This window comes from Nonomuraea sp. NPDC026600, assembly GCF_040638335.1.
Classification (GTDB): Bacteria; Actinomycetota; Actinomycetes; order Streptosporangiales; family Streptosporangiaceae; genus Nonomuraea.
The window spans coordinates 1-13,118 of record NZ_JBEZYD010000068.1; the positions used below are offsets into that span (position 1 = coordinate 1).

12 protein-coding genes are annotated in these 13,118 nt (G+C 69.6%); 3 read left to right on the forward strand and 9 right to left on the reverse strand.

From position 1 onward, the window contains the following. Window positions 1-422: 422 nt before the first annotated feature. The 3 genes from AB0F17_RS63905 to AB0F17_RS63915 form a co-directional block, all read right to left on the reverse strand. Window positions 423-758 (reverse strand): hypothetical protein, encoded by a 336-nt coding sequence (locus AB0F17_RS63905; RefSeq protein WP_358046608.1) that lies wholly within the window; start codon window positions 756-758, stop codon window positions 423-425. A 252-nt stretch (window positions 759-1,010) separates the two neighbouring features. After that, window positions 1,011-2,450 carry an MDR family MFS transporter gene (locus tag AB0F17_RS63910; protein WP_358046610.1) on the reverse strand — a complete coding sequence of 480 codons (1,440 nt, stop codon included), beginning with the start codon at window positions 2,448-2,450 and terminating at the stop codon, window positions 1,011-1,013. Window positions 2,451-2,455: 5 nt separating this feature from the next. Further along, window positions 2,456-3,400, reverse strand: a complete 945-nt coding sequence (locus AB0F17_RS63915) for an NAD(P)/FAD-dependent oxidoreductase (RefSeq protein ID WP_358046613.1) — start codon at window positions 3,398-3,400, stop codon at window positions 2,456-2,458. Between the two features lie 60 nt (window positions 3,401-3,460). Between AB0F17_RS63915 and AB0F17_RS63920 the strand changes: the two genes are divergently transcribed. Together AB0F17_RS63920 and AB0F17_RS63925 are read left to right on the forward strand one after the other, a co-directional pair. Continuing rightward, the gene (locus AB0F17_RS63920; protein ID WP_358046616.1) at window positions 3,461-3,889 is read left to right on the forward strand and encodes a MerR family transcriptional regulator; all 429 of its coding nucleotides are present in this window, start codon (window positions 3,461-3,463) and stop codon (window positions 3,887-3,889) included. A 126-nt stretch (window positions 3,890-4,015) separates the two neighbouring features. Next, window positions 4,016-4,495 carry a nucleoside deaminase gene (locus tag AB0F17_RS63925; RefSeq protein ID WP_358046619.1) on the forward strand — a complete coding sequence of 160 codons (480 nt, stop codon included), beginning with the start codon at window positions 4,016-4,018 and terminating at the stop codon, window positions 4,493-4,495. 33 nt (window positions 4,496-4,528) lie between these two features. On the opposite strand, the gene AB0F17_RS63930 is transcribed toward AB0F17_RS63925, so the two are convergent. After that, window positions 4,529-5,293, reverse strand: a complete 765-nt coding sequence (locus tag AB0F17_RS63930) for a PhzF family phenazine biosynthesis protein (protein WP_358046622.1) — start codon at window positions 5,291-5,293, stop codon at window positions 4,529-4,531. 164 nt (window positions 5,294-5,457) lie between these two features. Here AB0F17_RS63930 and AB0F17_RS63935 point away from each other — a divergent pair, with 164 nt between their 5' ends. Continuing rightward, the gene (locus tag AB0F17_RS63935; RefSeq protein WP_358046625.1) at window positions 5,458-5,838 is read left to right on the forward strand and encodes a cell division protein SepF; all 381 of its coding nucleotides are present in this window, start codon (window positions 5,458-5,460) and stop codon (window positions 5,836-5,838) included. Here the strand turns inward: AB0F17_RS63935 and AB0F17_RS63940 are convergent. The 5 genes from AB0F17_RS63940 to AB0F17_RS63960 form a co-directional block, all read right to left on the reverse strand. Further along, entirely contained in the window at window positions 5,835-7,178 is a 1,344-nt protein-coding gene (locus AB0F17_RS63940; protein ID WP_358046628.1) for a hypothetical protein, read from the reverse strand. The two genes, AB0F17_RS63935 and AB0F17_RS63940, sit on opposite strands and share 4 nt — an antisense overlap. Before the next feature lie 93 nt (window positions 7,179-7,271). Beyond that, entirely contained in the window at window positions 7,272-8,999 is a 1,728-nt protein-coding gene (gene argS / locus AB0F17_RS63945) for an arginine--tRNA ligase (protein ID WP_358046631.1), read from the reverse strand. Continuing rightward, the gene (locus AB0F17_RS63950) at window positions 8,996-11,305 is read right to left on the reverse strand and encodes an HAD-IC family P-type ATPase (protein WP_358046633.1); all 2,310 of its coding nucleotides are present in this window, start codon (window positions 11,303-11,305) and stop codon (window positions 8,996-8,998) included. Before AB0F17_RS63950 ends, argS begins: the two co-directional genes overlap by 4 nt. A 31-nt stretch (window positions 11,306-11,336) precedes the next feature. Continuing rightward, window positions 11,337-12,362 carry a phosphate acyltransferase PlsX gene (gene plsX / locus AB0F17_RS63955; RefSeq protein ID WP_358046636.1) on the reverse strand — a complete coding sequence of 342 codons (1,026 nt, stop codon included), beginning with the start codon at window positions 12,360-12,362 and terminating at the stop codon, window positions 11,337-11,339. 125 nt (window positions 12,363-12,487) lie between these two features. Then, the gene (locus tag AB0F17_RS63960) at window positions 12,488-13,060 is read right to left on the reverse strand and encodes a DUF1707 domain-containing protein (RefSeq protein ID WP_358046639.1); all 573 of its coding nucleotides are present in this window, start codon (window positions 13,058-13,060) and stop codon (window positions 12,488-12,490) included. Between the last annotated feature and the right edge of the window lie 58 nt (window positions 13,061-13,118).

The window sequence follows — 13,118 nt, forward strand, 5'->3', positions numbered from 1 at the left end:
AGTTAAGCTTCTCAGCGCCGATGGTACTGCACTCGGGAGGGTGTGGGAGAGTAGGTCACCGCCGGACAATCTTTGGTTGGGGAAGGGCTCCACGCATATGCGTGGGGCCCTTTCTGCGTTTCAGGACCTTTTGACGGCGGCCCGCTGGAGGGACGGCGATAGGGCTCTGCGCAGATCGCTGCGACGGCCTTGGCGAACTGGACCCCAATGGCAGCCGGGTACAGCGCTGCTGGATCGAGCCGGTCATGAGCGCGCTCTGCGCCATTGCGCTTCAGGCGGCGGCCCCGCGGTCAGCGGGTGGGCGGTCAGCGGGCGGACGGCGACAACTTGCGGTTTTGGCGGGTGTGCCGACCGAAGGACCACGTCCCGTAGAGCGGTGTAATTCCCCGCCCCCTCTGCCCTGCTTGTCCTGGCAGGAGATATTAACGGTGATCGTTGATCCACCTCGATGGGACACCACCGACCGAAGCCCAGCCCAGTCGGCACACCCGCGACTTACTATCCGGCGGTGAACCGGAGCCGCGCAGGAAGTCGCTCGATTTCCAGCTCAGGTCGGTAATCGCGCCATCCAGTCGCAGATCGGGCAGCCGGACGAGCATGGTTCCGATGGCGATCTGTGCCTCGGCGCTGCCCAGCGGAGCGCCGAGGCAGCGGTGGATGCCGTGCCCGAACGCCACATGAGAAGGCCCTGTCCGGTCGAAGACGAGACGCTGGGGTTCGGCGAAGACGCGCCGATCTCGGTTGGCGGCGGCGATCATCGGCGATCAGAGCGTCGGTGATCTCCTGGATCCGGGGCCTGAGTGCTTCCACCCGCCGTGCGGTGAAAGCCTGCTGGGCCAGTTTGCGGAGCCTGGTGTGATCGGGTGGGTTGGTGTTGAGCATGTGCCGACCGCCGAAACCTGCCTGTCCGTCGGGGGGCGCGCTGGAGAGCCTGGGATCGGTCAGCAGCGCGCGCACGGTCTCGTACTTCGTGATCGCTACGGTCCGCACACCGTCGCTGTCCTGTTTGCTCACGTCGTTGTCTTTCCTGGTACGGGACGATTGACCGTTCGAGGCAGTAGGGCCATCAGCGCCACCAAGGCGACGGCGGCCGGCACACCCCAGACGAGGACGTCGGGAATGGCCGCGGCCGTCGACTGAGGGCCCGGGGCGCGGCCCTGAAGTTCCCGGGTGAGCAGGTTTCCGAAGGCCGCCACTCCGAGCGAAAGCCCGAGGCCGCGGATGGACACCACCGCGGAGGTGGTGGCCGCCAGGTCCGCAGGGGAGGTCGCGTTCTGCGCGACGACCACCAGGTTCTGCATCAGCAGTCCGAAGCCGGCGCCCAGCACGCCGAGTTCCACGGCGAGCAGGGCGTACACGGTGCCGGGATCGAGCCGGCTCAGCAGCGCGAATCCCAGCACCACGACGGCCGAGCCGGCGAGCAGATAGGGCTTGAATCGGCCGCCGGCGCCGATGCGGGCACCGGCCAGAGAGGAGACCGCCATGAACGTGATGACGTACGGATTGAGCGCGAGGCCGGCCTGGGTGGCTCCCATGCCGTACGCGGTTTGCAGATACGTGGGCAGGTAGACGATCGAGCCGCCGAGCAGCGCGCCGAGTAACGCGGTGGCGGGCAGGACCACCCGCAGGGCGGGGTTGGCGAACAGCCGTGGCGGGATCAATGGGTTCGCCGCCCGCCGTTGCCGCCATACGAACAGCGCCAGCAGCGCCGCGAAGGCCCCGGTCAGTACGAGGATCACGCCGGAGGTCCACGCGTGGGTGCGGCCGCCCCATTCGGCCACCAGCAGCAGGCTGACCGTCGTGCCCGCGAGCAGTACGGCCCCGGCGATGTCGACCTTGCCGCCCCCGCCTGACTTGGGCAGCCGGAGCGCGTACGCGATGAGGGCCATGCTGAGCAGGCCGAGGGGCAGGTTGATGTAGAAGATCCAGCGCCAGCCCACGGTGTCGGTAATCAGGCCGCCGGCGAGTGGGCCGCCCACGCTGGCGACGGCGAAGACGCCGCCGGTGAGGCCCTGGACCCTGCTGCGCAGGCGCTGCGGATACAGCTCTGACAGGGAGATCGTCGGCAGGACGAACAGGGCACCGGCGCCGATGCCTTGCAGGGTCCTGGCGGCCACCAGTTGGGGCATGGTCTGTGCCACCCCGCACAGCGCGGAGCCCGCGACGAAGACGGCGACCGCGGTGATGAACACCGTGCGCCGGCCGAACCGGTCGCTGATACGGCCGTAGAGCGCGCCGGTCGCGGTCGAGGACAGCACGTAGGAGGTGATGATCCAGCCGATCGCGTCCATGCCGCCCAGGTCCGCGGCGATGTCGGGCAGCGCGATGGCCACTACCGTCTGGTCCAGGACCGACAGCAGCATGCCGATCAGGAGCCCGGCCGTGGCGAGCGGAACGTTGCTCGCCGAAGGCGGGGCGTCGGACGCGGTCTGGGTGAGTTCTGCTGACACGACCCTCAGCCCTTCGCCCGCGCGAGCGGATTGGGCAGGTCGAAGTCGGCACAGAGCAGATCCTGATCGATGACCGAGCCGGCGACGGTGCCGCTGGCCGCGGCGGCGATGACCGCGGCCAGCGGCATCGGTACGGTGGCCCGCCGCGCCATGTCGCCCGCCGCGTACACGCCGGGCACGCTGGTCTGGCCGAACTCGTTCACCTCCACGCACCCATCGGCGAAGGACCTGCAGCCGAGGCGGAGGGCCAGGTCGGAGCGCTGGCGCGGCACGTTGACGACGAACACCGCGGCCCTGGCGAGCGGCCGGCCGCTCTCGAACACGATCTGCTCGAGCCGGTCACCCGTCGCCTCCAGGCGGGCGATGGCTTCGCATCGAACAGTGACGCCGTTCGCCTCCAGCTTCGCCCGCGACGCGGGGTCGAGCGGTTCGCCGCCGGTGCAGAGCGCGACGTCGGCGGCGAAGCGGCTCAGTTGCAGCGCCAGCCGTACCCGGGCGGGTTCCGCGCCGATCACCGCGACCGGCTTCCCGGTGCACTCATAGCCGTGGCAGTAAGGGCAGTGGAAGGCGGATCGGCCCCACAGCGCTTCGACCCCGCGCGGGCTCGGAAGCTCGTCGACCAGCCCGGTGGCCAGCAGGAGCCGCCGCGAGTTCGCCGTACCGCCGTCGGACAGATCCAGTTGGAAGCTGCACTCGTCCACAACGCGGACGCCGGTCACCGTCTCGGCGCGGATCTGAACGGCCGGATAGGCGGACAGCTCCTCGCGGCCGAGCTTGCGCAACTCGGAAGGCGGCGTGCCGTCCCGGGTCAGGAAGTTGTGCACGGACTCCGCCGGGGCGTTGCGGCCTTCCCCGGCATCGAGCAGGAGCACCGGACGGTGGCTCCGGCCCAGGGTCAGGGCGGCGGCCATACCGGCCGGGCCGCCGCCGACTATGACAACGTCGAACATGTCTGCCTCCAAGAGCGGTCGTTGCTTGACTCGGAGGCAAGTCTGCAAGTTAATGTCAACATGAAGTCAAGCGATTCCATGCGCATCGGGGAGCTCGCCGAGCGGTTCGATCTCGCGCCGCACGTGCTGCGCCACTGGGAGGCGATGGGTCTGCTGACTCCGGCTGCCAGAGTGAACGGCCGCCGCCGCTACACGCGCGACCACGTCATCCGGGTCATGACGATCATCCGCGCCAAGGGCGGCGGGATGAGCCTGGACCAGATCCGGGAGGTGCTCAACGTCACCGGCCAGACCGAGCGCCGGGCGCTCCTCCAGCGGCATCACGCGGATCTGGAGCAACGCCTCGCGGAGATATCGGCGTCCAAGAAGCTGATCGAGCACCTCATGGAGTGCGGCGCGGACGACTTCACCCAGTGCCCCGACTACCGGCGCATGGTGGAACGCTCGGCCGGGCTGCAGAGCCTCGACGAGGCCGAGTGCGTGATCTGACCGTCCGGCCGCGCCGGAGTCCGATGGGCGCTCGCGGATTCGGGTGTGACGTCATGCCAGCCGAGAGGGTCCACATCCCGAGGCCCTAGCATGGAGCGCGAAGATCAGAGCTGGGGGAGAGTCACAGTGACGACCGAAACCGACCTGCGGCACCTGCGCCGATGTGTGGAGTTGGCGACGAAGGCGTTGGAGGTGGGGGATGAGCCGTTCGGGTCCGTACTCGTTTCGGCTGACGGGGTCGTGCTCGCCGAGGACCACAACCATGTGGCTTCCGGCGACAACACCCGGCATCCGGAGTTCGAGCTGGCTCGCTGGGCTGCGGCGCATTTGACGGTTGACGAGCGGGCGGCCGCGACGGTCTACACCTCTGGGGAGCACTGCCCGATGTGCGCCGCCGCGCACGGGTGGGTCGGGCTGGGGCGCATCGTGTACGCGAGCTCGTCGGAGCAGCTTGCCGGGTGGCTCGCCGAGCTGGGAGTTCCCGCGCCGCCGGTGCGGACGCTGCCCATCCGGCAGGTCGTGCCCGACGCCGTGGTGGAGGGGCCGGTGCCGGAGCTCGCGGCTCAGGTGCGCGAGCTGCACCGCCGTCGTCACAGCGCTCCCTGAGCTGCCGGTACGGTACGGGCTCGGCAGGCCCCCTCAAACGTGGAGTTCCCCCGACAGCACCGTGACCGCTCGTCCCGAGAGGTGAACGCGGTCCCCGTCCAACCGCACGTGCACCAGCCCGCCCCGGGCCGACAGCTGCGCGCCCACCATGGTGCGCAGCCCCAGCCGCTCCCCCCAGTAGGGCGCCAGCGCGCAGTGCGCCGACCCGGTCACCGGATCTTCCGCCACCCCCACGTTCGGGGCGAAGAAGCGTGACACGAAGTCGGCCGACGACCCCTTCGCCGTGACGATCACGCCACGGGCCCGCACTTGGGCCAATGCTGCGATGTCCGGCGTGAGTGACCGTATCGCCGCCTCCGATTCCAGCTCTACCACCAGGTCGAGATTGCTCGTCCCGACCTGCACCGGTGCAGCTCCGAGCGCTTTTTCCAACCCGTCGGGAACGGCTGCCGGCGTCACTTCCTTCGCCGGGAAATCCATCGTGATCATGCCGTCGGCCATGCGATTCACGGTGAGCGTTCCGCCGGCCGTACTGAATTCGAGCTGACCGCCGGCCGCACCTGTGGAATAGAGCACATGTGCGGTGGCCAGCGTGGCGTGCCCGCAGAGGGAGACCTCGACCGTGGGGGTGAACCAGCGGAGCGAATCGCCGAGCAGGAAGGCGGTCTCCGACAGGTTCATCTCCGTGGCCACTGCCTGCATCCATGACTCAGGAGCTGGGGACTCCAGCAGGCACACGGCGGCTGGATTGCCCCGGAAAGAACTGTCGGTGAAGGCATCTACAGTGAACACGCGCATGTATCGAGGCTATCGGGGGAGAGATATCCAGGTGAAACCGGGACGCTAGCCGTACAAAATGGAATTAGTTGTGGGCGTGTCGCATGGCGAACTTCTCGTCGTCGGTTACCGTCCAATAGTGGGACGAGCCGATTGCGGTGAGTTCCTGAGGAAAGGACAAGCCGATGGGGGCAGTGCGCAAGGTGGTGAGCTACCTTGGCCTGGGCGGTATCGACCACTACGACGATGGCTACGACGACGAGCAGTACGAAGAGGAGTACATGCCGGCGACGGAGCGGGCGGCGAGGCGCTGGCGTTCGACCGCCGACTCGTCACGAATCGTGATGGTTCAGCCGCTCAAGTATAACGACGCGCCGATGATCGGGCAGCACTTCCGTGAAGGCCAGACGGTGATCATGGATGTGACGGGCATGCCGATGCCGGAGGCGACCAGGATGGTCGACTTCGCGGCCGGCCTTGCCTATGGCTGTGAGGGGCGGATCGAGCGCATCGCCGACCGGGTGTTCCTGCTTGCGCCGGCCCACGTGGAGATCGAGAGCTCCTAAGCCGCGCGCGGGCCGCGACGGATCAGCCGGGTGAGCTCGGTTGAGTCGTCCGCGGCCTGCTCCGCTCGGGTGACCGCCTCTCGCGCGTACCCGTGCAGCGCCCAGACCGCGCCGTCGGCCAGCTCTTTCAGCTCGGCGATCTGCGTGGCCACGTAGCGGGCGTCCGATTCGATGGCCTTGCGGCGCCGCCAGAGTCGCCAGCCCGCCAGGCCGAGCAGCACCACCCCCGGACCAGCGAGTACGGGCACCCCCAGCCCGTCCACCAGCAGGGCGCCGAGGAGCAGACCGACCCCCGCCACGATCAGCGCGACGGCCTCCCATGGCGGCCGTCTCCGCATGGTCCCCTGGGCCACGATCTCGTGCTCGGCAGCCGCGAGCGAGCTCTCCTCGGGACCCTCGGGGTGCAGCTCGACGCGGTGGCCGAGCAGTGACACCGTCACCGTGGCGGGCGGCGCCAGACTGCTGTCGGATTCGAGCTCCTCCGCGACGCCGCGCAGGATCGGACCCGCCACGTGCAGGGCGAGCGCCGCCAGATGCGGATCGGCACCGGGGCGCAGGTCGTCGAGGAGGTGCGAGGTCAGCGAGGCCATCGGCCCCGCGGGGCCGCCGAGGCCGATGAGCGAGCGGAGCACGGCGAGGGGCTCGTCCTCCTCCCACGTGGCGGCGGGACTGCTGGAGCTGTTGGTGAGCGGGGTGGAGGCGTCGTGCTCGGCCTGCCGCGCCGAGGTGATCTCCGCGCACCGGGCGTGCAGCCGGGCGAGCCGCGCGGCGGCCTGAACGGGCTTCGCCAGCTCGGGGATCTCCGCCATCTCGGGGAAGTCGAGCAGCGAGGGGGGTACGACCACCGACGGCTCGCCGGGGAGGAGCGCCTGCGTCCACTGCGCCGCGTCCGCGTGCTCGGGCACGCCCACCGTGTCGAGCTTGCGGAGTACGAAGATCTTCCCGGCGGGACCATAGGCGCCCCTGGCCGCGGCCAGCCAGAGCGAGCGCTGACCGTGGGTGACCGGCTGGTCGAGCGACAGGTCGCCGAAGGCGGTGCCGAGCCAGGAGGCGTGAATCCGGCTGCCGTGACCGGCGACGGCCAGGGCCAGGGCCAGGAAGAGCGCGGTCTGCTGCTGGTCGCGTCCGGCGGCCTTGCTCAGCGGCGCCAGCGGATCGTCACCGGTGAGTATCGCGACCAGCGCCTCGACGGCGGGCGGCAGCCAATAGCCCGGTTTGTCGGGAAAGTCGGGCGGGGCCGGAGGCACGGTGCCGTTGGCGGCGAGGTGGGACAGCAGCGCCTCGGCATAACGGTGCAGCTCGGTCGCTGTTTGGGGGTCGGCAGTCAGGTCCGTGCTCAAGGCAGAGAACTCCCCCATAGTGGCCTCAGTTCATGACCGCGTAAAGCCTAGCCGGGGGGCGCGCCGTCCAGGCGGAGGCGCGCCCGCTACGTGCTACATGCGCTCGGGCACCGGAACCCCGAGCAGGTCGAGCCCGGTCTCCAGGACCCGCAGGGTCAGCGCGCAGAGAGCGAGCCGGTGCGCCTTCGTCTCGGCGTCGACTCCGGCCTTGGCCACCGGGCACTCCTCGTAGAACGTACTGAAGAGGCTGGCGGTCTCGAACAGGAAGGCGCAGAGCCGGTGCGGCTCCGACAGGGCCGTGACCTGCTCCACCAGCGCGCCGAAGCCCAGCAGGTGGAGGGCCAGGGCCCGCTCGGCGGGCTGGCCGAGCACGATGCGGTCGGTCGCGTCGGCCGACGCCACGCCCGCCTTGCGGAAGATCGAGCGGATCCGGGCCGTCGCGTACTGCATGTAGGGGCCGGTGTTGCCGTTGAACCCGAGCATGCGGTCGTAGTCGAAGACGTATTCGCTGTCGTGGCTGACCGCCAGGTCGGCGTATTTCACCGCGCCTATGCCCACGGCCTGCGCGATCTCGGCCCGCGTGGCCTCGTCGTAGCCGCGGTCGGCGATGGCCGCCGCGGCCCGGTCGACCGCCTCCTGCAGCAGGTCCATCAGCTTGATGGACTCGCCGGACCGGGTCTTGAACCGGCGCCCGTCCTTGCCCAGCATCATGCCGATCTGGACATGCTCGGCAGAGACCGTGTCGGGCAGCCAGCCGGCCAGCTCGGCCACCGCGAACACCATGCGGAAGTGCAGCGCCTGGTCGGCGCCCACCACGTAGAGCATGCGGTCGGACTTGAGGTCCTCGACCCGGTAGCGGATCGCCGCCATGTCGGTGGACGCGTAGCCGTAGCCGCCGTCGCTCTTCCTGATGATCAGCGGGAGCGGCTTGTCGTCGGAGCCGGTGAAGCCGGGCGGGAAGACGCAGAGCGCGCCCTCGCTCAGCACGGCGACCCCGGCCGCCTCCAGGTCCTGGCAGGTCTTGTCGAGCAGCGGGTTGTACATGCTCTCGCCGGCGATGTCGGCGTCGGTGAGCGTGACGCCGAGTATGCCGTAGACCTTGTTGAAGTAGGTGATCGTGGCGTCCATGAAGACGTGCCAGAGCCGGAGGGTCTCCGGGTCGCCCGACTGGAGCATGGTCACCCGCTTGCGCGAGCGGACCTTGAACTCCTCGCCGCCGTCGAACTGGCCCCTGGCGGCCTGGTAGTACTCGGTGCCCATGCCGGCTTCGAGCTGCGCGACCGCGGCCTCCTCGCCGATGTCGAGCAGGTGCTCGATGAGCATGCCGAACGGCGTGCCCCAGTCGCCCAGGTGGTTCTGCCTGACGACGGTGTTGCCGAGGTGCTCGTGCAGGCGGGCCAGCGAGTCGCCCACGATCGTGGTGCGCAGGTGGCCGACGTGCATCTCCTTGGCCGCGTTGGGCGCGGAGTAGTCGACCACCACGGTCTGCGGCGGCGTGGAGAAGCCGACGCCCGTGCGCGGGTCGTCGAGCATCCTGGCCGCCTCGGACTCGATCCACGAGTCGTCGAGCGTGATGTTGAGGAAGCCGGGACCGCTGACCTCGACCGTGCCGGGGAAATCGGCCAGCTCCGACCTGATGGCCTCGGCGACCTCCCGCGGTCCGCGTCGCAGTCGCTTGGCCAGGCTCAGCGCGACGTTCGCCTGGAAGTCGGCGAACTGGGAGGGCCGGATCAGCGGATCTGCGTCGGCGTACTCGGAGCCGAACGCGTGCGCCAGCGCCTGCTGGACGCGCTCGGTGAGCACTATCTGCGGGTCGGTCATGGTCTAAGGGTACCGGCGAGCTTGACCGCCACGCTGATCGCCGCTGAAGCCACCACGGAGATGCCGACGGCGGTCAGATCGTTGCTGAGATCGTCGGGTTCGAGGGCGAAGAAATGGCGGACGAAGGGGATCGCCAGGGACAGCGCGAACAGCCCGGCCATGGCGGCGATCATGGCCAGCCGCCCCAGGGTGAGCGGCTTGGTGATCAGGATGAGCACCCACCACGTGGTGAGGAAGAGCGCGATCACCCCCGACGTACGATCCTCGGTCAGGGTGGAGGTGCCGGTGTGCGCGGCCCAGAACGACAGGAACACCGCGGCCGCGCAGAGCACCCCGGCGGGTACGGCGAAGCGCAGCACACGGGGGACGAACCCGGGCTTGGCCCGTTCGAGCGTCGGCGCGAGCGCCAGGACGAACGCCGGGATGCCGATGGTCAGCGCGTTCACCAGCGTGGAATGGCGCGGCGCGAACGGGAACATCAGCCCGAGTACCCCGGTGAGCAGCGAGAGGGCGATCGCGTAGAACGTCTTGGTGAGGAAGAGGTTCGAGACCCGCTCGATGTTGGCCAGCACCCGGCGGCCCTCGCCCACCACGTACGGCAGCGAGGCGAACCTGTCGTCGAGCAGCACCACCTGGGCGACGGCCTTGGTGGCGGGACTCCCCGCGCCCATCGCGATGCCCAGGTCGGCGTCCTTCAGCGCGAGCACGTCGTTGACGCCGTCGCCGGTCATCGCGACGGTGTGCCCGCGCGACTGCAGCGCGCCGACGAAGGCGCGTTTCTGTTGCGGGGTGACGCGGCCGAACACGGTGTGGGTGTCGAGTAACTCGGCCAGCTTGTCGGGGTCGTTCTCCGGCAGGCTACGGGCGTCGATCGCGCGATGGCCGTCCGGGATCTCCAGGCCGGTGGCGATCGCGGCGACGGCATCGGGATTGTCGCCGGAGAGCACCTTGACCGTGACGCCCTGCTCGGCGAAGTAACGCAGGGTCTCGTGCGCGTCGGGCCTGATGCGCTGCTTGAGCGTGACGAGCGCGACGGCCTCGGCGCCTCCCGTAGCGGAAGCCGCCTTTTCGACCGCCGCCGGCAGGCTGTCCGTACGGCATAGCGCCAGGACCCGAGTGCCGGTCGAGGCCAGTTCGGCGGCCCGCTCGTAGCCGTCGGCGGTGCGGTCGAGCAGGACGTCGGGGGCGCCGAGCAGCCACACCCCGTGGGGGCCGAAGTCGGCGCCGCTCCACTTGCGCGCCGAGGAGAACGGCACGACCTCGCCGGCCGTCCACCCGTCGGCCGCCGACCGGTAGCGGGCCTGGATGGCCTTGGCCGTGGCGTTGGGCCGGTGGTCCACGTTGGCCAGGGCGGCGAGCGCGTCGTCGATCGGCTGGTCGTCGCGCAGGGGCAGCACCTCGCCGAGGTCCATGCCGCCGGCGGTGAGCGTGCCGGTCTTGTCGAGGCAGAGGACGTCCACCCGGGCCAGGCCCTCGATCGCGGGCAGCTCCTGGACCAGGCAGTCGCGGCGGCCGAGCCGTACGACGCCGACGGCGAAGGCGATCGAGGTCATCAGCACCAGGCCCTCGGGGATCATGGTGACGATGCCGGCGACCGCGCCGGTGATGGCGGTGCCGAAGTCGGTCGAGTTCCGCAACTGGCTGTAGATCAGCAGCGCGCCGATCGGGATGACGAGCCAGGTGATGTACTTGATGAAGTTCGTGACGCCGTCACGTAGCTCCGAGCGCGCGAGGTGAAACCGGCTCGCCTCCTCCGCCAGCCGTACGGCGTAGGCGTCGGTGCCGACCTTGGTCGCGACGAACGCGCCCGAGCCCGCGACGGCGAAGCTGCCCGACAGCACCTCGTCGCCCGGCCGCTTGTGCACCGGGTCTTCCTCGCCGGTCAGCAGCGATTCGTCGATCTCCAGCCCGTCGGACTCGACGACCTCGCCGTCGACCAGCAGGCGGTCACCGGGCCCGAGCAGGATCAGGTCGCCGAGCACCAGCTGGCGCGGCTGGAGCTGCTGGTCGCGCCCATCGCGGCGGACCGTGACCGGCGACTCGTTGATCACCGCGAGCTTGTCGAGCGTGCGCTTGGCCCGTAACTCCTGCACGATGCCGATCAGCGAGTTGGCCACGATGACCAGCCCGAACAGCCCGTCCTGCCACGCGCCGAAGATCAGGACCAGCGCCCAGAGCAGGCCGATGACCAGATTGAACAGCGTGAACACGTTGGCTCTGATGATCGCGCCGAACGACCTGCTCGATCGGCGCGGCACATGATTGGTCTTCGCCCCCGAGACCTGTGCCGAAGTTAGGCCGTCCACACAACCCCCAGCTTTGTGGATCTGCCACAGACTATGAGGTTCTCAGCCGATGCGGGCGTTGTGTGGCCGCGATTCTGTCGCCGATGCGCGCGACGACGCCCTGCGCCGACAGGTCGGCGGCCAGCCGGCAGGCGGCGCTGATGCCGGCCGCTCTGGACGAGCCGTGCGCGATCACCACGGTCCCGTTCAGTCCGAGCAGTACGGCGCCGCCGTGGGCTTCGGCGTCGAGGCGGCGGCGCAGCTCGCGCAGGCGTGACCGCTGCAGGAACGCCCCCAGCCTGGACGCCCTGCTGCCGTCGATCGTCTGCCGGAGCTCGCTGAACGCGTAGCGGACCGCGCCTTCCATGGTCTTCAGCGCGACGTTGCCGGTGAAACCGTCGGTGGTGATCACGTCGGCGACGCCGGTCAGCAGGTCGTGGCCCTCGACGTTGCCGACGAAGTGGAGGCCGGGGGAGCCTTGCAGGAGCTCGTGGGCCCGCTTGACGATCTTGTTCCCCTTCTCGGCCTCGCTGCCGATCGTGAGCAGGCCGACCTTCGGCTTGGCGATCTCGTAGGCCAGCTCGGCGTAGACAGATCCCAGATGCGCGAACTGCACCAGCATTTCCGGCTTGACCTCGGCGTTCGCGCCCGCGTCGAGCAGCAGGGTGGGCTTGGGCAGCGTGGGCAGAGCGACGGCGATGGCCGGCCGGAGCACGCCCTGCTGGGCCTTGAGACGGAGCCGCCCCGTGGTCACGATCCCGGCGGTCGAGCCCGCGGACACCACCGCCGACACGTCGCCCCGTCGTACCAGATGGCAGGCGATCGCGATGCTGGAGCGGGGACGGCGCAGGCTGGCCAGCGCGCCCTCGTCCATCGCGATCGTCTCCTCGGCCCGGACGATCGGGATCTCCTTGGTCGCGTCGTGGTCGGCGAGCGCCTCGTAGAGCACCCGGGGCGAGCCGACGAGCACCACCGCCAGCCCGCGCTCCCGCACGGCATGCACGGCCCCTGCCACGATCTCGTGTGGCGCGTGGTCGCCGCCCATGGCGTCGAGCGCGATCGGCCTGGTGTCGGACAAAAGGTCACCTCGTACGGCTCGCGGTGCGTTCCTGTGGCGTGGCCGGAACGCGGTCGCGATGCGGTCGCCCCCCTGTCCGCATCGTAGGCACGCTGCGCACCGGGCCGGTCGGCGGGTGGCCCGGCTCAGCCGACGCTGCGCAGGTTCCAGTCGGAGACCTCGCGCGACACGATGACCTTGGAGAACATCGACCGGCCGGTGACCCGGATGAGCGGGCCGTCCTCGCGGGCGCCGCCGCCTGTCACGTGGCGCTTGCCGAACATGGAGCCGCCCTCGTCGATCACCTGGGCATTGTCGGGCACAAGTACAATCAGCTTGCTGAAGCGGGCGTCGGCCTCGATGGTGATCTCCCGGCCGGGCAGCACGGCCTCCGACAGGTCGATGATCAGCGCGCCGAACCTCGCCGTGAGCCTGGTGTGGCGGGAGGCGACCCAGCGGCCCTTTCTGATCACCTTACTGAACTTCGAGTCGATCGTCTGCTGCTCGATGGTGAGAGACGCGACGTTTGGCGCCGCCACGTCGGGCAGATCACGAGTGATAGGAGTCAGGTCGCCGACGGTCTTGGCCGAGTAGGTGGCGTCGAGGCGGTCAGCGTGTTCGAGGCTGGTGAGCATTCCGGTGGCGAGTGCCTCGCTGAGCACCGCGGCCACGCGGTCACGGTCGGCGTCGGAGGCGCGCAGGACGGGATCTGAGGTCACGATTGGTCAGTCTATGCGCAATCGCGATATGTCGCGAGTGGTCAAACCTCAAGGAAAA

What these genes read in the sequence shown, in the direction of transcription:
- AB0F17_RS63930 (WP_358046622.1), bottom strand. Translation starts at nt 5,293, where the DNA reads ATGCGCGTGTTCACTGTAGATGCCTTCACCGACAGTTCTTTCCGGGGC.
- AB0F17_RS63935 (WP_358046625.1), top strand. Translation starts at nt 5,458, where the DNA reads ATGGGGGCAGTGCGCAAGGTGGTGAGCTACCTTGGCCTGGGCGGTATC.
- AB0F17_RS63915 (WP_358046613.1), bottom strand. Translation starts at nt 3,400, where the DNA reads ATGTTCGACGTTGTCATAGTCGGCGGCGGCCCGGCCGGTATGGCCGCC.
- AB0F17_RS63920 (WP_358046616.1), top strand. Translation starts at nt 3,461, where the DNA reads ATGAAGTCAAGCGATTCCATGCGCATCGGGGAGCTCGCCGAGCGGTTC.
- argS (WP_358046631.1), bottom strand. Translation starts at nt 8,999, where the DNA reads ATGACCGACCCGCAGATAGTGCTCACCGAGCGCGTCCAGCAGGCGCTG.
- AB0F17_RS63905 (WP_358046608.1), bottom strand. Translation starts at nt 758, where the DNA reads ATGATCGCCGCCGCCAACCGAGATCGGCGCGTCTTCGCCGAACCCCAG.